Source organism: Desulfitobacterium dichloroeliminans LMG P-21439, assembly GCF_000243135.2.
Classification (GTDB): Bacteria; Bacillota; Desulfitobacteriia; order Desulfitobacteriales; family Desulfitobacteriaceae; genus Desulfitobacterium; species Desulfitobacterium dichloroeliminans.
In genome coordinates this window covers 1,166,472-1,191,688 of sequence record NC_019903.1, presented here as the reverse complement: position 1 = coordinate 1,191,688, position 25,217 = coordinate 1,166,472, and the positions used below count along the sequence as shown (strand labels likewise).

30 protein-coding genes and 1 riboswitch are annotated in these 25,217 nt (G+C 39.5%); of the genes, 4 read left to right on the top strand and 26 right to left on the bottom strand.

Features of this window, described 5'->3' with window-relative positions; all coding sequences use genetic code 11:
• Positions 1-63: 63 nt before the first annotated feature.
• The 24 genes from DESDI_RS05590 to DESDI_RS05480 form a co-directional block, all read right to left on the bottom strand.
• On the bottom strand, positions 64-540 hold the full coding sequence (locus DESDI_RS05590) for a PspA/IM30 family protein (RefSeq protein ID WP_015261667.1): 477 nt from the start codon (positions 538-540) through the stop codon (positions 64-66).
• A 106-nt stretch (positions 541-646) separates the two neighbouring features.
• The gene (locus DESDI_RS05585) at positions 647-1,363 is read right to left on the bottom strand and encodes a heparan-alpha-glucosaminide N-acetyltransferase (protein WP_015261666.1); all 717 of its coding nucleotides are present in this window, start codon (positions 1,361-1,363) and stop codon (positions 647-649) included.
• A 175-nt stretch (positions 1,364-1,538) separates the two neighbouring features.
• Positions 1,539-2,492 (bottom strand): Tim44 domain-containing protein, encoded by a 954-nt coding sequence (locus DESDI_RS05580; RefSeq protein WP_015261665.1) that lies wholly within the window; start codon positions 2,490-2,492, stop codon positions 1,539-1,541.
• Between the two features lie 24 nt (positions 2,493-2,516).
• A complete protein-coding gene (locus tag DESDI_RS05575; RefSeq protein ID WP_015261664.1) occupies positions 2,517-3,194 on the bottom strand; it encodes a PspA/IM30 family protein in 678 nt (225 codons plus the stop codon).
• Between the two features lie 166 nt (positions 3,195-3,360).
• Entirely contained in the window at positions 3,361-3,996 is a 636-nt protein-coding gene (locus DESDI_RS05570) for a Fe-S-containing protein (RefSeq protein ID WP_015261663.1), read from the bottom strand.
• Positions 3,997-4,058: 62 nt separating this feature from the next.
• The gene (locus tag DESDI_RS17555) at positions 4,059-4,202 is read right to left on the bottom strand and encodes a CcmD family protein (protein ID WP_015261662.1); all 144 of its coding nucleotides are present in this window, start codon (positions 4,200-4,202) and stop codon (positions 4,059-4,061) included.
• Positions 4,203-4,206: 4 nt separating this feature from the next.
• Positions 4,207-4,896 (bottom strand): cytochrome c biogenesis protein, encoded by a 690-nt coding sequence (locus DESDI_RS05565; protein WP_015261661.1) that lies wholly within the window; start codon positions 4,894-4,896, stop codon positions 4,207-4,209.
• Positions 4,897-4,898: 2 nt separating this feature from the next.
• On the bottom strand, positions 4,899-5,570 hold the full coding sequence (locus tag DESDI_RS05560; RefSeq protein WP_015261660.1) for a heme exporter protein CcmB: 672 nt from the start codon (positions 5,568-5,570) through the stop codon (positions 4,899-4,901).
• Positions 5,567-6,271, bottom strand: a complete 705-nt coding sequence (gene ccmA / locus DESDI_RS05555; RefSeq protein ID WP_015261659.1) for a heme ABC exporter ATP-binding protein CcmA — start codon at positions 6,269-6,271, stop codon at positions 5,567-5,569. The genes DESDI_RS05560 and ccmA overlap by 4 nt, the downstream gene beginning before the upstream one ends.
• Before the next feature lie 24 nt (positions 6,272-6,295).
• On the bottom strand, positions 6,296-6,508 hold the full coding sequence (locus DESDI_RS17835; protein ID WP_156801120.1) for a hypothetical protein: 213 nt from the start codon (positions 6,506-6,508) through the stop codon (positions 6,296-6,298).
• 263 nt (positions 6,509-6,771) lie between these two features.
• On the bottom strand, positions 6,772-7,131 hold the full coding sequence (locus DESDI_RS05545; RefSeq protein WP_015261657.1) for a hypothetical protein: 360 nt from the start codon (positions 7,129-7,131) through the stop codon (positions 6,772-6,774).
• A gap of 15 nt (positions 7,132-7,146) precedes the next feature.
• Positions 7,147-7,638, bottom strand: a complete 492-nt coding sequence (locus tag DESDI_RS05540; RefSeq protein ID WP_015261656.1) for a cytochrome c-type biogenesis protein — start codon at positions 7,636-7,638, stop codon at positions 7,147-7,149.
• Positions 7,635-9,662, bottom strand: coding sequence for a heme lyase CcmF/NrfE family subunit (locus tag DESDI_RS05535; RefSeq protein ID WP_015261655.1), 2,028 nt, complete (start codon positions 9,660-9,662; stop codon positions 7,635-7,637). Before DESDI_RS05535 ends, DESDI_RS05540 begins: the two co-directional genes overlap by 4 nt.
• 36 nt (positions 9,663-9,698) lie before the next feature.
• Entirely contained in the window at positions 9,699-10,172 is a 474-nt protein-coding gene (locus tag DESDI_RS05530; protein WP_015261654.1) for a cytochrome c maturation protein CcmE, read from the bottom strand.
• An 11-nt stretch (positions 10,173-10,183) separates the two neighbouring features.
• Positions 10,184-11,116 carry a hypothetical protein gene (locus DESDI_RS05525; protein ID WP_015261653.1) on the bottom strand — a complete coding sequence of 311 codons (933 nt, stop codon included), beginning with the start codon at positions 11,114-11,116 and terminating at the stop codon, positions 10,184-10,186.
• 105 nt (positions 11,117-11,221) lie between these two features.
• The gene (locus tag DESDI_RS17830; RefSeq protein ID WP_156801119.1) at positions 11,222-11,401 is read right to left on the bottom strand and encodes a hypothetical protein; all 180 of its coding nucleotides are present in this window, start codon (positions 11,399-11,401) and stop codon (positions 11,222-11,224) included.
• 575 nt (positions 11,402-11,976) lie between these two features.
• Positions 11,977-12,714: a GGDEF domain-containing protein gene (locus tag DESDI_RS05520; protein ID WP_015261652.1), complete on the bottom strand. Its 738-nt coding sequence runs from the start codon at positions 12,712-12,714 to the stop codon at positions 11,977-11,979.
• A 175-nt stretch (positions 12,715-12,889) separates the two neighbouring features.
• Positions 12,890-13,342 (bottom strand): hypothetical protein, encoded by a 453-nt coding sequence (locus DESDI_RS05515; protein WP_015261651.1) that lies wholly within the window; start codon positions 13,340-13,342, stop codon positions 12,890-12,892.
• 648 nt (positions 13,343-13,990) lie between these two features.
• Positions 13,991-14,641: a methyltransferase family protein gene (locus DESDI_RS05505; protein ID WP_015261649.1), complete on the bottom strand. Its 651-nt coding sequence runs from the start codon at positions 14,639-14,641 to the stop codon at positions 13,991-13,993.
• A 31-nt stretch (positions 14,642-14,672) separates the two neighbouring features.
• Entirely contained in the window at positions 14,673-15,476 is an 804-nt protein-coding gene (gene lgt, locus DESDI_RS05500) for a prolipoprotein diacylglyceryl transferase (RefSeq protein WP_015261648.1), read from the bottom strand.
• A gap of 24 nt (positions 15,477-15,500) precedes the next feature.
• On the bottom strand, positions 15,501-15,986 hold the full coding sequence (locus DESDI_RS05495) for a hypothetical protein (RefSeq protein ID WP_015261647.1): 486 nt from the start codon (positions 15,984-15,986) through the stop codon (positions 15,501-15,503).
• Between the two features lie 87 nt (positions 15,987-16,073).
• Positions 16,074-16,826 carry a cytochrome c biogenesis CcdA family protein gene (locus DESDI_RS05490; RefSeq protein WP_015261646.1) on the bottom strand — a complete coding sequence of 251 codons (753 nt, stop codon included), beginning with the start codon at positions 16,824-16,826 and terminating at the stop codon, positions 16,074-16,076.
• A 132-nt stretch (positions 16,827-16,958) separates the two neighbouring features.
• Positions 16,959-17,561 carry a class I SAM-dependent methyltransferase gene (locus DESDI_RS05485; protein WP_015261645.1) on the bottom strand — a complete coding sequence of 201 codons (603 nt, stop codon included), beginning with the start codon at positions 17,559-17,561 and terminating at the stop codon, positions 16,959-16,961.
• Between the two features lie 66 nt (positions 17,562-17,627).
• The gene (locus DESDI_RS05480) at positions 17,628-18,473 is read right to left on the bottom strand and encodes a C40 family peptidase (protein ID WP_015261644.1); all 846 of its coding nucleotides are present in this window, start codon (positions 18,471-18,473) and stop codon (positions 17,628-17,630) included.
• A 1-nt stretch (position 18,474) separates the two neighbouring features.
• Positions 18,475-18,614, bottom strand: a riboswitch (cyclic di-AMP (ydaO/yuaA leader).
• Between the two features lie 573 nt (positions 18,615-19,187).
• Between DESDI_RS05480 and DESDI_RS05470 the strand changes: the two genes are divergently transcribed.
• Positions 19,188-19,871, top strand: coding sequence for a response regulator transcription factor (locus DESDI_RS05470; protein ID WP_015261642.1), 684 nt, complete (start codon positions 19,188-19,190; stop codon positions 19,869-19,871).
• Positions 19,868-21,292, top strand: coding sequence for a sensor histidine kinase (locus DESDI_RS05465; protein WP_015261641.1), 1,425 nt, complete (start codon positions 19,868-19,870; stop codon positions 21,290-21,292). Before DESDI_RS05470 ends, DESDI_RS05465 begins: the two co-directional genes overlap by 4 nt.
• Before the next feature lie 45 nt (positions 21,293-21,337).
• Here the strand turns inward: DESDI_RS05465 and DESDI_RS05460 are convergent, their stop codons facing one another.
• A complete protein-coding gene (locus DESDI_RS05460) occupies positions 21,338-22,510 on the bottom strand; it encodes an anti-sigma factor domain-containing protein (protein ID WP_015261640.1) in 1,173 nt (390 codons plus the stop codon).
• An 11-nt stretch (positions 22,511-22,521) separates the two neighbouring features.
• On the bottom strand, positions 22,522-23,268 hold the full coding sequence (gene sigI, locus DESDI_RS05455; protein WP_015261639.1) for an RNA polymerase sigma-I factor: 747 nt from the start codon (positions 23,266-23,268) through the stop codon (positions 22,522-22,524).
• A 450-nt stretch (positions 23,269-23,718) separates the two neighbouring features.
• Here sigI and DESDI_RS05450 point away from each other — a divergent pair, with 450 nt between their 5' ends.
• Both DESDI_RS05450 and DESDI_RS05445 read left to right on the top strand, forming a co-directional pair.
• Positions 23,719-24,390, top strand: a complete 672-nt coding sequence (locus DESDI_RS05450) for a hypothetical protein (RefSeq protein WP_015261638.1) — start codon at positions 23,719-23,721, stop codon at positions 24,388-24,390.
• Between the two features lie 270 nt (positions 24,391-24,660).
• Positions 24,661-25,149 (top strand): hypothetical protein, encoded by a 489-nt coding sequence (locus tag DESDI_RS05445; RefSeq protein ID WP_242825443.1) that lies wholly within the window; start codon positions 24,661-24,663, stop codon positions 25,147-25,149.
• Positions 25,150-25,217 lie beyond the last annotated feature (68 nt).

Genomic DNA, 25,217 nt, shown 5'->3' with positions numbered 1-25,217 from the left:
AAATAGAGCCTATATAAGATCCCCGTGCATTGGCACGGGGACTACATGTCCTAATTACTATTTTTATTTTGCTATGTAACAGTACATTGGGGGCTTAGTCTCCTCCCAGTGTTGACGTATTACGAAGTTATTTCGCACTTGTTCTGCCTTACCTATCTTTTCAATTAAGATGCGTAGATTTTCATATAGCGCTTCTAATGTTTGAATTTGGTCGATCAGTTGCACTTCGCAATCAGCCATACTGGTTTCGGCTTGTTTCTTTAAGTCGAGAGCAGTCCGCGCTAAATCATCTTCTCCCTCTTTTTCAGCTAATGAAGCTAGCTTTGCTCTCATCGCAATTTCTACACGTAGTTTTTTAATCCGTTCTACTAGCTGAGTTTTATCGAATATTGCCCTATTAGCTTGAGTCACTAAGTTTCGAGACTCTTCAGCTACCCTTTCAATATAAAGATTTAAGAGTTTCTCTGGGGCCTCGGCCTTGTTCACTAAGTCCAGAATATTTGCGTGAAGTAAAACTTCAGTATGTGAAAATAATCCCATTTGAATCTCCTTCCTTCCTTTATTAAATTTTGCCTACCTTTTGTTCCTTGAATAAGTTATTAGCCATTTCTAATTCGTTTCTGATTTACCATATTTCGTACTAGTTTCACCTTATTTGAAGGGCTGCTTGAACAAGGAAAATAATTGATAGTAGGATAAGTTGATGAATTAAGTAAATTCCTAACGAATGATGACTCATCATTCTGATAAGAAATTGGGGTTTCTTGCTATTTAAGATAGGGATTTGCTCAGCGTCTAACAAACCCTTACCATTGATATAGAATGTTCTATAAAAGAATACTCCAAGAATCGTTACACCAATATAAGGGAATAGTGGGTAGTAATCAATGGAAGAAAAATTAGGATAAGTAACCCCTATAGGAAGAAGCCAAGCTGAGTTAATCAAACTAATCTTCAAGATTTGACCTATCAAAAACGAGAATAAAGCCAGAGGTATAAGGGCTAAGCGAGGTAAAATAGAAAACAGGGGATTAAGCACCATACTGATTCCAAGAAAATGAAGGATTCCAAAGCGGACATAATCTTCTCTGAGAAAGATAAATGTAACAACCGTAATCCCTAAGCCATAGGCAAATATCTTGATACCATTTTTGACAGGGTGTCGGCTAAAACAACTGCTTACTCCAGATACAAACATAAACGAAAAGGCCGATACCCTCCCGATGTAGTACCAAAATGGATCTCGTACATTTATGTCTAGGTTCGTAAATGTATCAAGATCGTATATAAAGTGAAATACAACCATTAGAATAATAGCTATGGTACGAAGTATATCTATTTCTAAAATCCGTTGCTTCTCCATGAACTTCCATTCTCCACCTTTAGTCTATTTGCCCCAAGTTTAGTTACTGGTGGTATTCATAGATTTCCTATAATTTACACTGCGAGTGCCCTCCCTAAGTAGTAAATATATTCCATGGGAGGGCACTTTGTTTTTTTATCCGGGTTGTATATCTCAGTTCAAATCGCCCAGAGGATTACCTATCACCCCGTGCAATTTGAGTCATCTCCAAAGCATCCTCTTGATAAATTTCAGAGAGAATCCATTGACCCCCTTGCCAAGTAAATCTCCAAAACTCCGTAAAGTAAAGTCGATTATCATCCTCACCTGCAATGATTTTCCCTGATGTATCGACAGTATAATCAATCATACTCGCCCTTAACATGACCACGAAGTACTGACTTGATTCGCCAAGGTGGCTATGAATAAATTCTATATCCTCTGCATGAAGAACTGGTTCCTTAATTACGTTGCGTTCACCACGAGATTTAAGCTTTTCCAAATCTGAACAAAATTTTTGCAGGACTGAGGATTCAATATAGTTCTCTCCCCCAGTTAAATCCTGTCGCGTCCAAGCGTCTTGAATCCAGAAAAACGCCTGTCGAACCTGTTCAATCAAAAATCGCCGATCCCAACGGGAGAAGCTTTCAGCATAATATCTCATATTTTCTCGTGTATACTGGATAGCATTATCAAATCGACGCAAATTTTCTTCATTTGTAATTGGTTTTCCAGTAACATCAATTGGATGGGACGAGGAATCATTGTGATCATTATAATTAGAATTTCCCTTGCTTCGCTTGTTCTTCCGAGTCCGACATGAAGATCCCAAAGTTATATATAAGAAATAAATTATCCCAAGGATTAATGCTATACTGATTAATCCACTAAAGAAACTACTACTCCCTCCATAGGGAGTACCTCCCCAGAAAAATGGGAAGAAGGCAAAACCATTTAACCCTCCACCAGAATATCCCCCCGAAAGGCCGCCACCGGAGAATCCTCCACCTGACATAGCGCCTCCGCTGTAGCTTTTCCCCAAGCTTCCACCTCTTCCCCCGCCGGCACGAGCCAGAGCAATATTTGCCTGGCTCGTGACGATCAGGAGAGTGGTGATGGCGATACTCATCTTTTTCGCCCATTTCTTCATAACCATCACCTACTTATACAGTTACTAATCTTTGTATACTTGAGACTTTAATTGTAAAAGCTCATCTTCTATCGCGGATTTCTCTTGATCTTTTTTAAGATCAGCCAACTGTTCTTCCAGTGAATTCTCGTTACTCAGTATTACGCTTGATGCTTTCGCTTCAGCCTCAATTCGTTCAACACGTTCCTTCATGCGATCAAAATTGGCCATCGAGTCATGGTTTGCGATACCTGATACAGTATCATTTGCATCTTTCATAGTCTTTGCCCGGCGCCGACGCATTACAAGATTATTACGTTCTTGTTTAGCCTTTTCCAGTTTCTCTGTTAAGGTCCGCAAATTCTCTTGTAGTTCTTCAACAGCTTTCGCTTGATCCGCAAGTTGCAATTCAAAGTCCACTAAACTTGTTTCCGCCTGCTTCTTAAGCGTTAAGGCTGTCCGCGCCAACTCGTCTTTTCCTTGTTGAACGGCTAAGGTTGCTTGTTCTGATCGTTCAGTAATTTCCTTTTGTAAGTTTGAAATGCGCTCTTCTAATTGAATCTTATCCGCAATTGCGCGATTCACTTGGATTTGAAAGTTGCGAACGTCCTCTGAGGCCTTGTCTACATATAAATTCAGCATTTTCTCTGGATCTTCTGATTTATTTAGCATGTCGGTTACATTCGCTTGAAAAAGATCTTTAACACGATTTAATAATCCCATTGCTATTTCTCTCCTCTCGATATTTCGAAATTACATGCAATACTGTAATGCCTGAATTTCTAAGTATAGTTTAATTGTAACAATTGAATTAGACCGAGTCATGAATAAACTGTGAATAACTAATGAAGTAAGTATTCGACAAAGGAAAGGTACTAACTAACTAACTTTATTTCTTCATCTCACTCGTGGTGGATGCGTCATAATCTCTAGGTTTCCAATCCTTTAGCTCTGTTTCCTCAACATAGATCTTACCAGTAGACTCCTCTACCGTATAGTTGAGCTCGTCCGGTGGGTACTTCGGACACCCTCCGCTCAGCCCTGTGAGATCCGCCATTGCCCATCGTGTATTGCAGACATTACAAACAAGGACATCCCCTTCGATACGGAATTTGCGCGAATAACACGGTTCGCAAAAACTCACGGCGACTGTAATTCGACCTGCCGGTGTCAGATAGGCCATTAACGGTAAGCCTTTTTGCCCATTTCCAACATCATAATTTGGGTCATACATTAAATAAAGGATAGAGCTCTTTTTAAGATCTTCAAGGGATATGCTCACTCGACCATCTTCGATAGTTGGGGTAACCTCGGTCATTTCTATTTTTTGATTTTTGTAATCCATCGATTTCCCTATTGAATATTTATTATCAAAACCCGGAATGGCCTCCCGTGTAGAAAGTATCATGACAGCGATGCCAAGGATAAGCACACTGACAAAAGCACTTAAGACAATCTTTTTACGTCTTCGACTTTGTTGATATACTGCCTCAAACCGGGCTTTTTTCTCATTAAGCTTTGCCATGTATTTCCTCCCCTAAACGATCTCCTTCTAATAACACTTTACGTTCCATACTTATTCTCCATTTAGGGCTTATCCTGAAGATATCTATTAAGCAATTCGAGCTCCTCTTGCAATTTCTTCTGGCGCGTACCTAGTCGTGATATGTACCAAAAAATTAGAACCCAAATAAAGGTGTACCCTACAAAAAGAAAGAACAAACGATCCATTCTCTCACCTCAATGTTTCTTTAAGAGCTGTAATCTTCGCTCTAAGCGTTTCAATTCTGGAACCTTTAACCATAAGCAACAAATAGAGTAATGTAAATGCCAAAAGACTCATATAAAAGGCTAGCTTCATATCCGGAGCAAGTGCTAAACCACTTCCCGAGACGATGGCACCAGGATGCATAGTTCTCCACCAACGAATCGAGAAAAAAACGATAGGAACATCGGTAAATGCCAAAATTCCAAAAACCGCTGCATAGCGGGAGCGTTTATCATCCTCATGAAGAGAAGAGCGAATCTTAACATAAGCAATATACAAAAACCACATAATCAAAGTCGTTGTCAGCCGAGGATCCCAAGTCCACCAAGTTTGCCATATCGGTCTGGCCCATATGGGACCCGTGACAAGGACAATGGTAGTAAATATCACGCCAATTTCGGCGGATGTATAAGCATAATTATCCCATTTCTTTTCTCGTTTGATGAGATAAAGGATGCTGGATAAAAATACAACAAAGAAAGCAAGCATCCCCAACCAAGCAGAAGCAACATGGAAATAGAAAAGTCGTTGTATATCCCCCATGGTCTTTTCAGTGGGGGCATAAACTAATGCCATATACAAAGCCAAAAACATTGTAATAAACGTTGCCCAAGCTAATATTTTCTCTCCATAACGATTTACTAATTTTTTTAACAAAATTACACCTCCAGTAGGTGGTCGAACAATAGAGCAGGTAATACGGTAAAGATTACGGCGTAGGTACCGAGCAGTTTCATATAAATTCCTACGTCATTAGGCATTATTTCAAACGCCCCCTTGGTGACGAGGGTAGAACAGAGCAATACCGGCATGGTCATGGGTAACATTAGTAAGGGTAGAAGCATTTCACTTACTCTAGTTCCGGCTGCTAAAGCAGCAAGAAACGTCCCTACCGCCATGAAGCAATAGGTTCCAAGTATCAGAACCAAGACGAGTAGTGATAGGTGTGGGGGGGCTGGGTAATTGAGCATAATGAAAAATAAAGGGACGATGATAATTTCTACGACGGCCATTAGCAACAAGTTCGTTATTAGTTTAGCAAAATAGATTGTGCTTCGGCTCGCTCGCGTGAGCATGAGACCATAAATACAATCGTTTTGAAGTTCAGTGGTAAAAGAACGGTTTAAGGCTAAGATTCCGGCAAAGATCAACGTCACCCAGATAACCCCAGGTAAAACCTTGCCTGTTTCAGAACGATCCAGATCAAGAGCAAATCCAAAAGCAGCAACCACTAACAAAGAAAAAACCAGCATTGAACTTAGAACCTCTTTGGTTCGGAATTCTCCTCTGAATTCTTTCCATAGAAGAGTCTTTAGATGTATAAAGCTCATGCAGCCCCACCTACGTACTCCAAGTAGGTCTTACGAAAATCCACCCGATCAATATCCTTAGAATTGCAACGGTAAACGATACGACCTCCGACAAGGATAAGACTCTTGTTGCTCTGTGCGAGACCTTGCTCAAAATCATGAGTAATTAAGAAGATAGTTCGTTTGTTCTGGGATATTTGGGCCAAAAGGGTATTCAGAATATGCTTAGCTCGTTCATCAAGACCCGTATATGGTTCATCCAGCAGAAGAATCGAGGGCTTATGTATGAGTGAACGTGCAATGCTTAAACGTTGCTGCATACCCCGTGAAAAAGCACCTACAAGTTCATTCGCAGCATATGTTAAACCCACTCTCTCAAGCAAATCACTTACTCTCGCCTTGGGATGAGATACTTGATACATTCTGGCATAGAATTCTAAGTTATCCTGTGCCGTGAGATTATTGTACAAAAATGAGTTGTGGGATATCACACCAATCTTTGAACGCAAACTTTCGGTATTTTCTTTTGTATCTTGACCGTCTATCCAGAGATTGCCCCCTGAGGGTTTACTAAGGAGTGCCAAAATATTTAAGGTGGTACTTTTTCCTGCTCCATTGGGACCAAAACATGTAACAAACTCACCGTCGTGAATTTCTAAATCAATACCTTTTAAAATTTCCTTGGTTCCAATTTTCTTGGTCAAACCTTCAGCGACAATCATCTGTTACCTCCGTAAGATGGTGGTTTAACCATCTGTTAAATCTTTGAGTCTTATTTTAACTCGTACAAGCATTTCCTTTTTCTGCTCACGCAAATCCTGATACCGTTCCTCAGGAATTTTTCCAGAAGTAAATTGTGAATCCAGTGATTTTATCTCGCCCAGCAACCTATCATTTAAACGTTTAAGCCTTAGAAATGCTTCTTCTTCATCAACCACTTCGTTCTTTTTACTATCCAAAGTCGGTATGCTCCAATTCGGCTTTTCCTGACACCTATCCCTGCGCCTTCTACCTATGAGAACGATACAGGCAATTCCTAAACTAAGCATTATTAAGAAGTAAACTACCCACAAGTGGGGATTTGTATAAACAAGAGGCTCTGAGTTAAAAAGGGCAATGTGAGACTGAAGATGCCCCGGAACAGTATACCCTGATTCTATGCGTGCACCTGTAAGGGCTAGAAGAATAGAGGAATTTCTCATTGTGCTTGCCCTTTCATAATTTACCTATTCATAGTCTCCAATTCTTTTTCGATTTCGTCTTCAATGTCTTGGAGATTATATTTCGCCAGGTTTATATCATCCTTGGTATAGGCATTTGATTTCTCAGCTTTCAAAACCTCGACAGCTATATGAGAATAATTGCTCTTCAACGTCTGATAATCGTCTAATGAAAGCTTGTCCATGTGATAATCAAATTCGATTTCACCTAAAGTACCGAGTATCAAATCCTTTTGATTAACTGATTCTGAAGATTGCCCGTTGCTAAATGCTAATGTGGCAGTATGCCTCCTCCTAATAAAAGGAAGTATAATAAGAAGAATCGTTAAAATCATTAGAAGGGTACTAAAGAGGATATTCAAAGACTATTCCTCCTCTCAAATATACTTTTTAATTTCCTCGTCAAGCTGTTTTTCAAGCTCCGGATCTATGGATGAGATATCCTCTTGGGGCTCTACCAGTCGATTAGGAATAACCCACTTCTCCAAGCCCAAATAAATAAATGCTCCTCCACCGATCGTAAGAACAAAGGGGGCCAACCAAACCGTCCAGTTAAACCCTTTCTTTGGCGGTGCAGCCAAAACCTTTTCACCGTAGATCTGAGCAAGATAAGTATAGGTTTGTTCCTTGTTAAGCCCATCTTTAAACATCTTCTCGCGTATGACATTCCTTAATTGTTCTGCTGCTACATTTTCACAGGAAGGAAGATTCATCATGCAACCATCGAGTACACAGACAACTCCTTGCTCAACTTCGACAGGTATTTGGCGAGTTTGCCATTCTTCAGCCTTTACTGACCAAGGGGTAAGTATACCTACCACGACAAGCACTAAAGTCAACGTGAAGATTCGAAATAAGAATTCCCTCACGAAACCTGTCCCCCTTCACCTAAGTTGGTAGCCGTTGGATAAGAGGCTTTGCTCAGGTATTTTGAACCTGCTTGACTCCCACGTCCTGGCCATAGAGCAAATATCGTGCCAATTATCAGTATATATCCTCCAATCCAGATCCAAGCCACTAAGGGGTTTACGTGGAACTTAAACGTCGCTGTCCCATCTTTTTCCCAAGCCGATAAAATGATATACAAATCTTCCTTAAGTGTGGAGCGAAGCCCCACTTCTGTCGCTGGTTGTTTGGTCGTCTGATAAAAAACCTTCTGTGGTTCAATCCTGCCAAGCAATTTTCCGCTCTCTTTATCCGATATCAAAAGGTCGGCATAGACTATATCCTTTTTGCCATTTTGTTTTTCGTAAAGCCCTTCATAAACAATCCGGTAGTTCCCAATCTCAACACTTTCTCCAAAATTAACTGTTTTGGTAAGTTGTATATCCGAATTATTCGAACCAATGATGCCGATCAACATGATGACAAGGCCAAGATGAATGATATAACCACCATGGCGACGACGGTTGCGTAGCAATAAGCGTATAAATGCTAGAGGATATGGTTCTTTAGTAATACGATGGCGTACTCTAGTTCCTCGAATAAACTCTAGTAGTATAGTTGCCATAGTGAAAAATGCTGTAGCATATCCGAGCATAGGATATATTTTTCGTTCTCCACTAACAAACAAAATGATAACCACCACCAGTGCCCCTAAGGCTGGCCACAGAAAGTTTTTCACAAGATTTCGCCACGAGGCTTTACGCCATGCGATAAGCGGGCAAATGCCCATTAGAAGAAATAGCACAATGCCTAGAGGAGCGATAACTGAGTTAAAGTAGGGAGCTCCAACAGAAACTTTAACTCCACGAACCGCTTCAGAAATCAAAGGATATATAGTCCCAAAATATATTGCAAAGGCCATCCCGACTAGGACTAAGTTGTTAAGTAAGAAACTACTTTCTTTTGAAAGAAAGGACTCAAAGGTATGGTCCTGGGTAAGGAGATCATATCTGAATATGATAAGTACTCCTGCAAAAAAACACATGAACACAGTAAAGATGAGAAAGTAACGTCCCAGGGGGCCACTGCCAAATGCATGAACAGAGGTTAATACTCCACTGCGAACAAGGAATGTTCCGAATAAGGTTAGAACATAGGTAATACTAATGAGGGATACATTCCAGACCTTAAGCATATTCTTACGTTCTTGAATCATCACCGAGTGTAAAAACGCCGAACCTGTGAGCCAAGGTATAAACGATGCATTCTCGACAGGATCCCATCCCCAGTATCCTCCCCAGCCAAGTTCTATGTAAGCCCATTGTGCTCCCCATAAATTTCCGAGAGTTAAAAAAAGCCAAGCCACAATAGTCCAACGTCGAGTGACCCGGATCCACTGATCATCAGAATTGCGAGTAATCAAGGCAGCCATTGCATAGGCAAAGGGTACAGCAAAGCCGACATAACCGAGATAAGTTGTTACAGGATGGAAAACCATACCGGGATTCTGCAACATTGGATTCATCCCTGCTCCGTCTGCCAGATATGTACCCGGATACCAACCCGAAACCCTTTCAAAGGGGTTGCTCAGAAAGGCTAGAACGAAAAGAAAAAAGGCTGAATTGAGCAACAAGATGCTGCTTGCATAAGGAGTTAAGTGTTGCGTCTTTTTGGAATACGCGACAATAACGGTATACCAGACTAAAAGCAACAGCCAAAGTAGCAGTGAGCCGGCATTTCCTGCCCAGAGAGCAGCAAAGCGATAGAACACAGACAGATCGTTACTTGTATAACTATAGACATATTTGATCGTATACTCACCCGTCATTAGATAAAACACCATAATCCCAGTCGCCACCGTACATAGGAGGGCAACTGCAAGCGATGCGTTTTTGGCACTGGATAGAAACATTGGATTCTGTTTGCGCACGCCTAAAAGGAAGGCAATGATGCCATATAAACTTACAATCAAAGCTAGAATCAGTGAGAAATAGCCAACTTCGGCCATTGCTATATGTACCTCCTTAAAATACTTAAAATAGGACTAAGATTTAATGCCAAGGGAGCGTAAAAATTCAGAGACTCTCCCTTCATACTCTGTTGGTTCGCCTGCTTCGTACTTCGAAGGGCACTTCAGGTTTAGGATATCCGCATTAAAGGTGCCGTCTTGTTGAAATTTCCCCTCAACAATGGCACCCGTGGCATCTTGAAAATTGTCCGGTTTTACGTCCTTGAATATCACAGTAAGCTTTTGATCTGGGTTATCCTCATCGTAGATTTGAAATTTTAGCTCAATAGGCGTTTTTTTTGTATTATAGGTGGCCTTTTCAACGTCAATCTTTCCCTCAATACGGTACGATTTGTCCAAATCAATGTTTCCCTGTAAAGCTTCTCCCACCTTAAGATAGTACGCTGTGGTCACTGTAGATAAACTTGAGAGTATGAGGTAGGCTATAGCAACTACAATAACTAGTGTGCCAACTAGAACTTTTAAGTTTTTTTTATTGCTAAGATCCATTGTTCTGCCCCTTATCGATTCAATTTCTCCTCCAGGTCCTCAATATGTTGCTTATATGTATCTTCACTAATTTCTCCATCTAAGAACATCTGACGTATTCGTCTTTTTTCTTTATCTAACTTGTTATTGCTCACTAATTGACTTTGGGGTTTTCGTAAGGCATATATTACGAGAAAGCCTATGGTAACTATAGCTAGAATTGTCGGTATAATGACAGCTGGTTTCGTTAACCAATTTTCTCCCGCTCCAGATAACGAAGGTGATGTCTTCGCTCCAACTTGAGGCGTATCAAAGGTAGGTTTGTTATCGGACTTCACATAACTAACGTTAACATTCACGGGTGTATCTGAAGTTAGGTTATTGTAAGTATAGAGATAATTCGCGAGACCTTCCTTATCTTGAGTAACATTTAATGATGCGGGATTTGTCATAAAATTAGTTGCAGCCTTCGGCGCTATGATCCAGAGCTTCAGTATATCAATGCTTGAGGTGGGAATGAATGTATAATCAAAACTTTTATTGGGAGCCACGGCTTTATTGTCATAATAGAATTCAAGGAAGATAGGGTACTTTTGATTTGGGGCTATATCCTTAGTTATTTTCCACGATAATTGAACTTTGTTGTCTCCAAGTTCTTTGGTAGTATATGGTTGACACTCATGACCCCCTTGGACATTAAGTTCGCAGGCCATGCCAATCTTGGCATCCTCGGGTATGATAAAGGAGATAGGAGTGCCTTTCTTTATGATCTCATCCCCTGAATTGACAAAATCCCCTTTATAAATAACTAAAGTCTGCGGATCATCATACTCTGGTTTTACATAGACATTAAAGTTCTGGGCGTTTAGACTGTTCGCTTCTGCTAATGATATATTGGGCATAAGAAGAACTAAAAATAGCGAAAACACCAGTGTAATAACAGATATTTTTTTTCGTGTTAGCAATTCGAATCACCTCTTACCTTTTAATGAAAAGAGATCTCTCCAGACAATATTCAGAAGAGATCTAACTATGGAGGCTGTACATTTGATGCTTTATTCTGAAAGAATTTATCCCTTTACCTTGTGCCTCTCATCATCATGAACATCATTGGCATCATTATCAACAAACAGAGCAAAGGAGCTAGAGTTAGCAACATATTCCTTATTCCAGGAGATAAAAAACCTCCCATAACTGGTATTAGTAATATAATAGCAATCGGTAAACCACAGCATAAAACCATCATCCACATATGGGATAAAAATCCCTTATGTTTCTTCTTCTCTTGTAAGATAGTTTTATTAAAAGTATAAACTACAAATTCGATTATCTCATGAATTGATTGTGAATTTCTTGCGAGGATTCTTGAGGTTAGGGAAAAAGCGTCCTGTATCATCAGCGTAAGTTACGTATTCTTCACCGAAAATTTTAATGGACTCACGCTCTTCAACCTTTGCCAACTTTATATACATGATGACTAAGATTGGGAACATTAATTATGTTAATAACGTAGGCCATTGTAATAAGAAGCCAAACATAATCACGATAAAAGCTACATATTGAGGATGTCGTATCAGCGCATAAGGGCCGCGTTTGGCTACAATACCCTTACGCTGTGCCCTATATAAAAATATCCATGTAATAGCTAAGAACAAAAGCCCACCGTTAATGAACCACGTGCTTGCAATGTAGATAGGGCTTGTGTGTGGGTCCCCGCTTAAACCCAAGAACCCATTATTTTCGCCATGATTCAAGTTCTCTTAGTCACAAATTATCGCACCATTCTTTAATCCCATAATCATGACATCTCCAGGAGTTTCTAACCTTAAGCGTTAATTATATTTTTTGGATCAAATACGATGGTGCGATTTTTTCCAGCGCACTTAGCCTGAAGTAAGGCAAAATCCGCTTTCTCAATTACATCCTGTATCGGTTCACTCTCTTCGGAGCAACTCGCTACCCCTAAAGAAATTGTAATTTGCGAATAAGGATCGTTGCTTAGCATATCAATTCGGGTGCGAATTTTTTCTGCGATTCCTTGAGCATTTTTTTGATTACAGTCTTTAAGAATTATTACGATTTCCTCGCCCCCATAACGGTATGCTCGGTCCCCAACTCGTATAGTCGTTTTAATGGTTTCAGAAACTTTACAAAGAACCGTGTCCCCCGCTTTATGGCCATATTGATTGTTAAAAACATGGAAATTATCAATATCGATAAAGATCACAGAATAAATCAATTCATTACAACTATTTAATTCTACATCCAATGCTCTACGATTAAGTAATCCCGTTAAATTATCGGTTATAAGTCTCGATTTTAATAGTTCATTTTGATTTTTAAGTTTGTTATGTTTATACAAATATAAATTCGCTAACAAGAAATTGGCAAGACCAAAACTAAGGCCTAAAATGATACAATGCAATAGTAAATTATTATTAAGGGGTATCATAACGAGATGTGAAAACCATGCGTAAAAAACACTAAGCCCTATCATTCCAATGAATAAATACAATTTGAGCATGCCCGTACCCTCTTCTATTCCTTCATTGTTGCATTTCATATTCTACCTTCATCATTATAAGTTAAAGTTCGACCAAACAATTATTTAATATTTCAATAGAACCATTGGTATTTTAAATAGACCCACTTAGGGGTAGAAGCTCATGCGAGCATCTACCCCTTGACATTTTGAAGTATCCATTAAAGAACTCGAACCCGGTCCCCATACCCGATTATTACCAATTCATCATATTGGTCCCTGACCCCATCATATTTCCATTATGCATAGAGTTCATATTTCCATTATGCATAGCATTCATGTTTTCATTACTCATCATTTGATTCATAGCGTCAACTGCATCCTCGCCTATTTGAGCTTTAATCTCAGGAGAATTCATGGCCTCCTTCATTTTATCAACATTTCCAGAATTCATAGCCTCTTGCATCACTGTTGATTCGTGCATATTTTGCATAGCTTCAACATTCATATAGTTATTTTTAGTGGTATTATCTACTGGTTGGGTATTCTCTACCGGTTGGGTATTATCGGTGACCGCAGCCATTGGAGCTAAATTCGCTTGATTCGCGGTTTCTGTGTTAGTACCGGCAAATACGGGTACAGCCAAAATTCCAAGAGCCAAAGCTGCACTACTTAAGATTAATCCTGCTTTTGCATTAAGTTTTTTCATTATTTTCTTCTCCTTTATTTCGTCAATTTCTCTTTGACAATTATGATTATAGCAATCGAATTTGTCAAAAGAATGTCATAGTTATGAATAACTTATGAATTTCGAAATTCAATTACATATGCATAACCAAAGGGATGCCCTCCCTAAGTAGTAAATAGCTATCATGGGAGGGCACATTGATCCATTGCAGGTAAATCTCCAAAACTCCGTAAAGTAAAGTCGATAATAAAAAGAAATCTCTTCTGAAAATGTTCAGAAGAGATCTCAATATGGAGGCTGTAGATTTTGAGGCTTTATTCTTAAAAGAATTTATCCCTTTTCCTTGTGCCCTCTCATCATCATGAACATCATTGGGATCATTAACAACATACAGAGGAAGGGAGCAAAAGATAGCAACGCAATCCTTATCCCAGGAGATAAAAAACCTCCCATAAGTGGTATTAGCAAAATAATAGCAATCGGTAAACCACAGCATAAAACCATCATCCACATGTGGGAAAAAAATCCCTTATGTTTCTTCTCATGCTGACAATCCGTCTCATTCCCGCTCTCATCCACATTTGACTTTTCGTTATCACAACATTTCATCGATTTACTCCTCTCTTGTAAGATAACTTATTAAAAGTATAAGCTACAAATTCGATTATCTCATGAATTGATTGTGAATTTCTTGCGAAGTTTCTTGAAGTTAGGGAAAAATCGTCCTGTATCATCAGCATAAGTTGCGTATTCTTCACCAAAAGATTTAATGGACTCGCGCTCTTCAAGCTTTGCCAGCTTTATATACATGATGACTAAGATTGGGAACATCAATAAGGTTAATAAGGTAGGCCATTGTAATAAGAAGCCAAACATTATCACGATAAAAGCTACATATTGAGGATGTCGTATCAGCGCATAAGGACCACTTTTTGCTACAACACCTTTACGCTGTGCCCTATATAAAAACATCCATGTAATAGCTAAGAACAAAAGCCCACCGTTAATGAACAACGTGCTTGCAATGTGGATAGGGCTTGTGTGTGGATCCCCGCTTAAACCTAATAATTCATACCAAAGGTGACCTGAATCATGGGCAAATAGGTTTAGTTGGGGGAACTTCTCGCTTAACCAGCCTGAAAGTAAGTAGATCGTGAGGGGAAACCCATACATTTCTGTAAATAAAGCTACTATAAAGGCTGAGAAAGTTCCGAAAACACGCCAATCCGTTGCATTTTTCGGTCTCACAAAGCTAAATGCAAAAATGATAAAAATTAGTGAATTTATGACTACAATTTCCCAATAACCATATTGAAACATTTATATCTCCTTTCCATGGAATATATTCTAATCATTTAGATTGTTTCGAACTTACCTCAGTTTGTTTTAAATTTTTATGCTTGTTTCTCAAAACTACCATAAACCCAAGACTTATAATAATCATCCCCATACTGGTCCATTGACCTGATGTCCAATTGAACAAGTAATACGGACTATCACCTCGGAGAAACTCTAGCGCAAATCGACCGACTGAATAAAGAATGATATAGGCTAGGAAAATGAAACCTTCGGACCATTTACGCCAACGACTAAGCATAATAATTATGGCAAAAACAATAAAATCCCACTGTCCTTCCCATATTTCAGCCGGCCATAACGGTTGACTCCCAAACGCTGCATAGGCAGGTGTCCCTTCAGGGTAAACGGTTCCAAAGTTCGAGCCTGTAGGCGTTCCATAAGCATCGCCATTAAGAAAACATGCAATCCGCCCAATGCCTTGACCTAGAATTAATCCTGGTGCAGCAATATCTGCTAAACGCCAAAAGTTTATTTTCTTAACTTTGGTATAGATTACTGCGGCAAGAACAGCACCCACAAGAGCTCCTTGGATTGCCAATCCCCCATGCCAAATCTTAGGGATCTCCGCTAGATTTTGAGAATAATAATCCCATTCATAGAAAAACACTTGCCAAGTTCGTGCACCAATAATTGCACCAATAATCCCATAGATAGGTACATCTAATAAATGCTCTCTATATTCCTTATCCGACGTGAGAAGATAGGCAACTGTTAAACCCATAAATATTGCGAAAGCTACAATAACTCCATAGGAACGAAGGGAGAAATTCCCAATAGTAAATAAAATCGGTGCCATAATTAACCTCCATAATAATTTTTTTTAGTATTTCCAAGTAAAACTTCGTGCCGGAGTATCGTACACATTTTTAACATTCAATGTGAAGTTACTCCCTGGGCTAATCTCAGTAAACTCTGGACTTGTAATTTTGAGTTCAGCTGAAAGGTGATGTCCTGAGCCTTCCCTCTCTAGTTCTTCAATCTGAATAGGGACTTCTTTGTCATCGAGTAAAACAGTAATGTTACCTTCAAATTGAAACTCATCCACATCGACGGCATGATTATCCAAAGTTATCGAAAAAATTTGTTCTTGAGATGGATTTTCTTGTTTCATCCATTGTACGATCACTTGTAGTCCCTCTTTGTCATCAATGATGGGGTCAGTTATCTTCTGGTTGGAAGTTTCGCTTGTATTCGAAGAAGCAGCATTTGTCGTACTTACCTTCGCTTTTTTGGCTGCGTCTACGCCCCCATAAATGCCACCGACTAATAGAAGTACTAAAACTCCAATAATTACTTTAGTCTTCACAATCATGCCTCCCTGAATATCATGGTATTACTATACAGCAAGCTTCTAAATATACGATGAATTAGATGTGAATATCTTATGAATAGGTCACATCCCTAACGGTAGATTGGGCAAAAAACGTCCTAGGAAGCCTGTTATTTCAGTTAATTGATTGGTGTAAATGACATATGCCATAAAAAGCATAAGAACCCCTGCTAAACGCTCAGCAATTACTTGGTGGCGACGATAGCGTTTCAATAAGTTTATCACCTTATTAAAAGTCATTCCCGCTAATATATAAGGGATAGATAGCCCCAGCGAGAAGAAAAACATCACAAGCATACCACTTCCGGGAGTTTGAGTCGCACCAGCAAGAGCTAAAATAGAAAAGAGTGTCGGGGCAATACAATGAGAACACGCGATCGAAAATAATAGTCCTACTAGGAAAGAAGACCCGGCACTTCGAGTTGCTTTTGCCCTGAGCTTTGAAAAAAAACTTGGTTCCCAGTGAAGTCTATTAAGAAAAAGGAGTTGAAAAAAGCCAAGCATTTTGAGGGCAAGAATCAAGATCATTGTGCCCCCTAAGAAATTCAGAACCCCTTGCCATTCACTGAGCAAGGAAGCCAATTGCCCTGCTACCGCGCCTGCTGCAATAAAAACTACAGAGAATCCTGCAACAAAGGCAAGGGTATTTTTCAGGATTCTTAAGCGTAAAGCAGAATCTACTGCGGCCTCTTTTAGGCCTGAAACAGTCAAACCTGTAATTAAGGAAAAATAAACTCCCAACATCGGTATAATACAAGGGGATAGAAAAGATAAAATACCTGCCGCAAAAGCAATAATGATAACGGTTGTACCCATATGTTCCTCCTAAGAAAAGAGCCCTGAGTAGGCTCTTTTCTTACTTACTTTAGTTCTTATATCCTTATCTTTATGGTAGCAGATTCTTTTGAATTTCCTCTGAAAACCCTATGAAAAAGTTATGAATTGCATTTACGGTGCTGCCTGGATCGACTTCAAAATTTTGAAGTAACGATCCTCGATATACTTTATCCTTAGTCCAGCCTTTGCTATATTCTCAACCGTTCTACGGTTAATGTGTGGCCCCACTAATCGAACAGTTATGGGGTCCATAATATCCATGATTTTCCCCAATACTGGATTTTCACTGCGAACATGCTCAAGGAGAAGTACTTTACCTCCTGGCTTGCAAACTCGCTTAATCTCCTTTAACCCTTTAATGGGATCCGGTACAGAACAAAAAACACAGGTAGCAACTACAGTATCGAAGAAGTGATCAGGGAACTGGAGTTCCTGAGCATCCATTTCCTGCAGGGATATATTAACTTGTAATCTTTGGGCTTTTGCCTTTGCTTTCGCAAGCATACCGGGACTTAGATCAATACCGATCACCTGACAATCCGGTGAATAATACTCCAAGTTTTTTCCCGTTCCTACCCCGACTTCGAGAACTTTACCCTCTGCTTCACTGAGTACCTTTTTCCTCAAATCGGGTTTAATCATCCGATCCATGATATCGTAGAATTGTGCCGTCCGATTATATCTTTTGCGGGTTAATAAAGTTTCTTTGTCCATTTACACCATCCCTTTGAAGTAAAAAGAAACGACAAGGGCATCCAGCTCTTGCCGTTTCGCTTTTGATTATAGTACCCTTCTTGCTCCATAATAATGCTTATCCCAATAGCTCTCTGACAAACTACGAATGTCCACACCGCCACTTGATGCTCCAATCGTTTGATTTCCTCCGATATAGATTCGTACATCTGATGCACCCTTCTGATACGTACTGAAGAACACCAAGTCCCCAGGTTTAAGTTGATTCCTTTCTACTGGCGTGCCGACTTTATACATATCAAATGAGGTACGGGGTAAGGAAATGCCTGATGCCTTAAATACATATCCAACAAAACCAGAGCAATCAAATCCTTTAGGAGTTGTTCCTCCCCAAAGATACGGTACTCCTATTAAACCGTTAGCCCTGTTAAGTAATTGCTCTATCTCACCTGCTCCTCTGGAGACTGCCGGAGGTGAGCTCTTTTGAGCTGTTTGTTTTTGAGGTTGCGCTGGGGTTGGCTTTGCTTTAGCCGGTGCTGGCTTTGATCTAGTAGGTGCTGGCGCAGTAGATACCTCTTTTTTTACTTCTTCAGTATTTATTGTGGATAACTTAATTTCCGTGGATTTCAGAGAACTTTGCGAAGCTTCTATAGATTTATCTCTCTTTGATTGTCGAAGCCATTTTTTCTCTAGGAAAACCTCTTTTTTTAAAGATTCCGTCTCCACACGTGCATCAAGTGCTATCATATTAAGCTCTTCTTTCACAATAGGATTTAAAATCTTATCCTGTTCTAGGCTGATATTTGTAGGTACAATACGGGAAACCGGATTTTTCCAAGCTTGTGCTGGAATGGCATTGAATAGACTAGTAGCTAAAACTATTCCTGAAATAACTGCCACACCAAACCATTTCTTGGGGTACGGGATATTCAATTTTTTACCACCTTTCTGCTTACGAGGTTAGTTGACGGATTCGGGCAAAGGTGTATGCCCTACGCAATATACTGCGATTCACCCCACGAGAAGTTTCCCCCGTTCTAAGGCTTTGCACCTCAGATTCAGCTTCACTTAATTTGCTGAATATAACTTTATACTATAGATATGTTGTACCAATGAAAAACTTATGAAATTCTCATGAACGCCTCATACTTCTCTAGACCAAGTAAAACTCGTGCCATTAATTAAGTAGTACGAGGTTTTTAACAAAATTGTTATATTGCCGTTAAAGTTCTGTAAAGATTAGAATTTATAATGTAAACTACGTATATATGAACGAAAATACAACTGCTATCAATGTACAGAATCTTAGAAAAAGAGTCAGAGCCTAGTCGGAGGGGAATTGGGATGAGAAATAAAATCATAATGATCTTTGTTATAGTAATTGCGTTTCTGGGAGGTCTCGTTATATCTAAAGGATTAGATATAGTCCAGCCCTATCTATGGACAAAGGGTTCATCCACATCACAACCGAATGAACCTGGTATAATAAATTACCCGCGATCAACCAATCAGCAATATCCTCCAAGTGGAGGCGGAATGATGTTTAGTCCCATGAATCCCAATTACAATCCTCAATACGATTGGTATACTCCTCCTAAAAATAACGGAGGATATTGGTGTTGGTAGAATGGAGGAAGGACAGTTAGAATGAGAATTTTGGTAGTCGACGATGATGAACGAATACGAGAGATTGTTCGCCTATACCTTGAGGCAGAGGGCTACGAAATTGAAGAAGCTGAAAACGGAAATAGCGCTTTAGAAAGGGTTCGAAATGGTGCATTTGACCTTATTGTCTTGGATTTAATGATTCCTGGTTTAGATGGGTGGACCGTGTGCAAGATCTTAAGAAAAGAGACTCAAATTCCGATTATCATGTTGACTGCTAAAGGTGAAGAAAATGATCGGATTCTCGGCTTTGATTTAGGTGCCGATGACTATGTAGTAAAACCATTTAGTCCAAGGGAACTGAATGCACGTGTAAAAGCTGTTCTTCGAAGGCTAGATGGAGAACAATCTAAAGATCATCTCATCATCTTCCCTGGTTTTACAATTAACCAAATTACCCGTGAAATCGTAGTAGAAGGCAAAGAAGTTAAACTTACAGCGAAAGAATTTGACCTATTATTAGTTTTAGCCAAATATCCAAGTCGAATTTTTACACGAGACCAGTTGCTTAACTCAGTCTGGGATTTTGATTACTGCGGAGATTCAAGAACGGTCGATACTCATATTAACAGATTACGTTCCAAATTTGATAGTCAAGTAGGTTACAGTGATTTCATTCAAACTGTTAGGGGAGTTGGTTACAAATTCGAATTCAATGGTCATTGAAAAAGAGCCTTAGCCTAAAACTTTGGCTGACAATTATCGCCTTGGTTTTAGGGGTATTTCTGTTTTCTATTTTGGTTCAAGCTCAGCAAATTAGAACGCTAATTTATAACCAACAAGCTAAATTTTATATCTATGAGGCTCAGGAAGTTGTTACCATCTACAATACCTATAAAGATACAGAAGGCGAACGTATCAATGAAAGGTTTCGGATTCTTGGAAAATTCTTAAACGCTAATATTTCAATAGCTAATCTTGACGGAGAGTTGTTATACGGACAGCCGCTTAATGAACCCCTTGAAAGGATTCTTCATGAACCAGGGTTTAAAGAAAAAGTCTCAAGCGGAAATAATGTAGTTTACTCCGGAAAACTTCCAGGAGTAATCGATGAAATTTTTTTAGTTGTAGTTCCTTTAAAAGACCAAAGTAAAAATCTTGGTTCTGTTGTTATTAGTAGTCCATTATCAACAATAAAGCAGCATGTTAACAGCATTTTAGTCATAGCTCTCATTGGAGCTGTTATTGGAATTATACTAGCGACTATTATTAGTGTATTCATTTCAAGAAAGCTCGTTCGGCCTTTGATTAAGATGGAGGAGACTGCTCAGTATATAGCAGAAGGAGAATATGGCCGACAAATTCAAGTAGCATCAGAAGATGAGGTCGGTCGTCTTGCCCATTCATTTAACGTTATGTCCTCCGAGCTGAAGGGAAAAATCGATGATATTGAACGTCTCGATCGTTTAAGACAAGAACTTCTTTCGGACGTCTCCCATGAATTGCGTACGCCATTGACTGTTATTCAGGGTTTTTCCGAAGCCATCCTAGACGGTTTAGTAAAATCTAAAGAACAAGAACAACACTATTTGAAACTAATTATTGATGAGACCGAACGACTTAGAGAGCTCGTCGATGATCTTCAAGACCTCAAGGGATTAGAAGCTATCAATTCCTTAGATGATATGGATTATATCGTACTAAATAAGCTTGTTCAGATTTCAGCGGAACGATTAAAACATTTTGCAGAGTCAAAAGAAATTCAATTAAATGTTATTTTACCAAAACAACAAATCACGATTTGGGGAAACAGTGATCGACTTAAACAAGTTCTTACTAATTTAATGGATAATGCGATAAAACATTCCGATTTAAATGGAACAATAAGTATTCAGCTTGGGATAGAGAACAGTTGGGCTTTTATTGCGGTAAAAGACTCTGGACCCGGCATTCCCCAGGAAGAGCTCGAAAATATCTGGGAAAGATTTTATAAAGTGGACAAGTCGAGGTCCAGGAGAGGAACCGGAACGGGTCTAGGACTTTCCATTGTAAAGAAGATAACTGAAATGCATGGTGGAAAGGTTGCGGCCGAAAGTAAACTAGGGAATGGTACAATGTTTACCGTCTATTTCCCGTTAGAAAATTAAACAATAAGGAGAGGTCGAGATATTCTCGCCTTCTCCTTATTGTTTTTACCAGGAACGATGTTTGCTCCAATCTGAATTATGATTTGAATCTCGCCATGAATTCATTGGCTCAGAGGAATTGTATTCACCATCGTGTTCTGATTCCCCATTCCAGTTTTCATCGTGATTTTTATTCATAAAATTCGGAGTAGTCGTCGAGTTCTGCTGTGGGGGACTTTGGGGCGTTGAATTTTGCTCTGTAGGGCTTTGAGGTGTTGAGTTGCTTGAATTTGCAGGTGAATTATGCCAGACTTCAGGAGTTTCGTTAGACCCGTTGTTATGCATAGAAGAGGGACTTTGTTCACCGGATTCCATTCCCCGATTATCATGAGCCTTTGGTCCCATTTCGGAACCCCATGAATTTGAACTACTCTCAGTTCTTCCCGACTGCATAGATGATCTAATCTCAGTACATTCTCCCGGAAAAAGGTCACTTATGTTCATATTAGTATCGGATAAAACTTGTTTTGGATCACTACCGCGCAAGGCCTCAGGCTGTACAACGATTCCGTTTTCTTGGAAGCGCTCATACATAATATGGTCATTCACGGACATTCCATGTTCTATAGCTTCCTTACGCACTTCTTCATTGGACTCACCAACGATCAAATTCCCAGCGACGTTTAAACGTGACATTTCAGCCTCAATTGAACGTTTTAGGGTTTCTTTATCAAGATTATTATCAAACCATTGAGAGAGAGGAACGATACGGACAAAGATAAGATTTTCAGACTCTTCTAGTTCTCCTGATTTCACAGCATTCTCGATAATGAGGTTAATGGCTTGGTAGGGATCTTGACCGGTTAGAGATAATCCCTCAACCATATATGCCCCGCCATTAACATCGCGTACTTCAATCACTTTACCATCTTTATTCACCAGAAGTTCGATACCTTTATTCATATCTAGTGAAACAGAGGCCACTGCCATGTTCGGAAGAGCTAAAATATTAAATGCGGCCAACGAAAAGACAAGGAGAAGGATAGCAGCAGAGGCCGTGTACTTAAGCCAAGATTGACTGTAAAGCGGGAGCCGTTTGTTTTTAATATCCACCTCAATCATATCGCCTACACGCGGAATTTCTTTTGGCGTAGGGACTTCAATAAAGTCTCCTTTTTCCGTGTATATAGCAGTCACCTTTTTTGAGGTTCGCATAACAATTCCTTTGGTTTTTTCCATAATATAACCACCTACTCCATTAAATCTGTAGTGATTTTGGTAAACGTTTTGAGTGGATAAAATCCTGGCTCAGAGAGAATCAAGGTAAGAGCAATAATATACCTTCTTCCTTTTTCTAAAACCTTTCGCTTAACTCCGGTTGTAAGCTCGAGTTCTTTGATAGGTAAGAGTTTATGCTTCTTTAATTGGGCAACTAAATGAGGGTATTGAATCAATGTCATTGTCACTCGGATAAGGGTTTGTTTACTATCTCGATGCTTAGGAGATACTTTGAGTAAATCATCAATACAAACACCATATTCACTGAGTGCATGAATGTAGGTCTCCATGACTTCGGCAAACTGGGCATTACTCTTTTCTTCTCGATATTGCTCTTGAGAATTATTAAGGTCGTAAATGCTCAATTCCTCGTCCTCAGGATTCATTGGGGACAAGGAGAGATACTTATGTTTTCCTTCTTTGCGAAAATAATCGACTAATCTTCTTCGAATAACGGTGTGTGCAAAACTTTCAAAAGCTGCTCCGCCTTGAGGGTCAAAGCTGTCAATGGCTTCATTAAAGGCCATGAGCGCTATGCTCAGCTCATCATCATTATCCCAGGTTAAATACCGATTGCATATTCTAGAACTTACCTTTGCGATAAAGTTTTTGTGAGATTTTATGATTTCCTCCCGGGAGAGAGTATCACCGTTTTGAGCCGAGAGAAGAAAATCTTTTAAAATCGGTTCATGCACATTAATCACTCCACTGTTATTCATTCGTATAAAGTGAACCTCTTTTATGGGGTAGGATAAAATAATTTACATTTCATTTTAGATTCCATTATAGAGCTTAAATGTTACAGGAATGTCACAAATCGTATGTTTTCCTGTTACATAGGGCATAGAAACCCCGAAGACACTGTCTTCACTTGTTGGCCTAAAGTCATACAGTGGGAGGCGGAGTCACTGGTTACATAAAAAATTGCACTCCTTAAATTGAAAGGCTGAGCAATTCTTCTGCTATTAAATTGCGCACCTCAGAATAGACCCGTTACTTGGTAGCGGCCTGTTTTTTTGAAAAGTTTTTACGGCCACCCCCCTAAAGGTGATCTTTGATGTCGAAAGACTACTTGAACACGGAGGTGGTCAATAAATTCGAATGATACCTAAATATTCTTTACATGCAAGTTGAAAAATTATAAAGACAATTGAAGGGAGAAAATGATTATGAAGATTTTCAGAAACAAGCTCTTTACAGGTGCATTAGCTTTAGGTCTATTTGTTGGAGGAGCTGGAATTGCAACAGCCGCAACTTCTACAGATTATGAACAAAAAATGGCAGATTGGATTAAAAATGATCCTAATCCAATGGTTATGAATATGAATACGAGTTCCCCCAGTGCTACAACGCCAACAGCTGATCCTTCTACTACTACACAGACTCCGGCTGATTCTACAACAACAACTACTGATCCCTCCACACAGACTCCGGCTGATTCTACAACTACTAATAATACAGATCCCTCTACAACGGCTCCTGCTTCTACAACACCTTCCCAAGAAACTGTTCAGCAGCAGACTCCAACTCAACTGACACATCAAAAACCTGCAGTATCTAAACCTACTCCAAGTCAGCCTTCAACGCCAGCTCCAAGCCAAAACTATCAATATTATTGCAATGATTACCAAGATCATTCAGATATGAATTCTCAACAACACCAGCAATGGCATAACGCTCAAACGAATCAAAGCGCTCAGCCATCAAGTACGGTTAAAAACACAAATAACATTACCACAAACGGTTATAACGAAAATCATAATATGAACCGTGATGGTCAAAATCATAATTCCATGGGCGAGAATCATATGTCAGGTAGCTATAACGGTGGGCATAGGTAATATATGTGAACATATAGTTGTACTCCTTAATTGTAAGGATGTGAATTTTTTTGTTTAGCTAAGAACAAATTGGCGGTATAGTCTTGGTGCTTATGAGTCCGATTATATGGACTTCTAAAAGACAGTACCAAATTTTATATAGACCCCCCTAAAGGTAATCTTTGATGTCGAAAGACTACTTGAACACGGAGGTGGTCAATAAATTCGAATGATGCCTAAATATTCTTTACATGCAAGTTGAAAAATTATAAAGACAATTGAAGGGAGAAAATGATTATGAAGATTTTCAGAAACAAGCTCTTTACAGGTGCATTAGCTTTAGGTCTATTTGTTGGAGGAGCTGGAATTGCAACAGCCGCAACTTCTACAGATTATGAACAAAAAATGGCAGATTGGATTAAAAATGATCCTAATCCAATGGTTATGAATATGAATACGAGTTCCCCCAGTGCTACAACGCCAACAGCTACAACTCCTTCAACTACGACTGATCCCTCCACACAGACTCCTGCTTCTACAACACCTACCCAAGAAACTGTGCAGCAACAGACACCAACTCAACCGACACCTCAAAAGCCAGCAGTAGCTAAACCTACTCCTAAACCGGCTCCCAGTCAGCCTTCAACACCAGCTCCAAGCCAAAACTATCAATACAATTATTGTCCTCCTCAATGGGATCAGAATTGTTGGAATGGAAATTGGAACGGAAATGGTAACGGAAATATGATGTCTAATAACGGTTCAGGTTATAGGTGGTAACATCTTAAAAGGCACAAATGGCAGGTTACCTAAAAAGGGCCTGCCATCTGTGCTTTTTAAGGAGTAAC

Bases quoted from the DNA above. Each gene is read 5' to 3' on its own strand.
- DESDI_RS05530 (WP_015261654.1), bottom strand. From the start codon at position 10,172: ATGGATCTTAGCAATAAAAAAAACTTAAAAGTTCTAGTTGGCACACTA.
- DESDI_RS05470 (WP_015261642.1), top strand. From the start codon at position 19,188: ATGAGAATTTTGGTAGTCGACGATGATGAACGAATACGAGAGATTGTT.
- sigI (WP_015261639.1), bottom strand. From the start codon at position 23,268: ATGAATAACAGTGGAGTGATTAATGTGCATGAACCGATTTTAAAAGAT.
- DESDI_RS05515 (WP_015261651.1), bottom strand. From the start codon at position 13,342: ATGAAAAAACTTAATGCAAAAGCAGGATTAATCTTAAGTAGTGCAGCT.
- DESDI_RS05580 (WP_015261665.1), bottom strand. From the start codon at position 2,492: ATGAAGAAATGGGCGAAAAAGATGAGTATCGCCATCACCACTCTCCTG.
- DESDI_RS05460 (WP_015261640.1), bottom strand. From the start codon at position 22,510: ATGGAAAAAACCAAAGGAATTGTTATGCGAACCTCAAAAAAGGTGACT.
- DESDI_RS05490 (WP_015261646.1), bottom strand. From the start codon at position 16,826: ATGGGTACAACCGTTATCATTATTGCTTTTGCGGCAGGTATTTTATCT.
- DESDI_RS05450 (WP_015261638.1), top strand. From the start codon at position 23,719: ATGAAGATTTTCAGAAACAAGCTCTTTACAGGTGCATTAGCTTTAGGT.
- DESDI_RS05445 (WP_242825443.1), top strand. From the start codon at position 24,661: ATGATTATGAAGATTTTCAGAAACAAGCTCTTTACAGGTGCATTAGCT.
- DESDI_RS05505 (WP_015261649.1), bottom strand. From the start codon at position 14,641: ATGTTTCAATATGGTTATTGGGAAATTGTAGTCATAAATTCACTAATT.
- DESDI_RS05570 (WP_015261663.1), bottom strand. From the start codon at position 3,996: ATGGCAAAGCTTAATGAGAAAAAAGCCCGGTTTGAGGCAGTATATCAA.
- DESDI_RS17555 (WP_015261662.1), bottom strand. From the start codon at position 4,202: ATGGATCGTTTGTTCTTTCTTTTTGTAGGGTACACCTTTATTTGGGTT.
- DESDI_RS05520 (WP_015261652.1), bottom strand. From the start codon at position 12,714: ATGAAATGCAACAATGAAGGAATAGAAGAGGGTACGGGCATGCTCAAA.
- DESDI_RS05590 (WP_015261667.1), bottom strand. From the start codon at position 540: ATGGGATTATTTTCACATACTGAAGTTTTACTTCACGCAAATATTCTG.
- DESDI_RS05575 (WP_015261664.1), bottom strand. From the start codon at position 3,194: ATGGGATTATTAAATCGTGTTAAAGATCTTTTTCAAGCGAATGTAACC.
- DESDI_RS05485 (WP_015261645.1), bottom strand. From the start codon at position 17,561: ATGGACAAAGAAACTTTATTAACCCGCAAAAGATATAATCGGACGGCA.
- lgt (WP_015261648.1), bottom strand. From the start codon at position 15,476: ATGGCACCGATTTTATTTACTATTGGGAATTTCTCCCTTCGTTCCTAT.
- DESDI_RS05560 (WP_015261660.1), bottom strand. From the start codon at position 5,570: ATGAGCTTTATACATCTAAAGACTCTTCTATGGAAAGAATTCAGAGGA.
- DESDI_RS05535 (WP_015261655.1), bottom strand. From the start codon at position 9,662: ATGGCCGAAGTTGGCTATTTCTCACTGATTCTAGCTTTGATTGTAAGT.
- DESDI_RS05585 (WP_015261666.1), bottom strand. From the start codon at position 1,363: ATGGAGAAGCAACGGATTTTAGAAATAGATATACTTCGTACCATAGCT.
- ccmA (WP_015261659.1), bottom strand. From the start codon at position 6,271: ATGATTGTCGCTGAAGGTTTGACCAAGAAAATTGGAACCAAGGAAATT.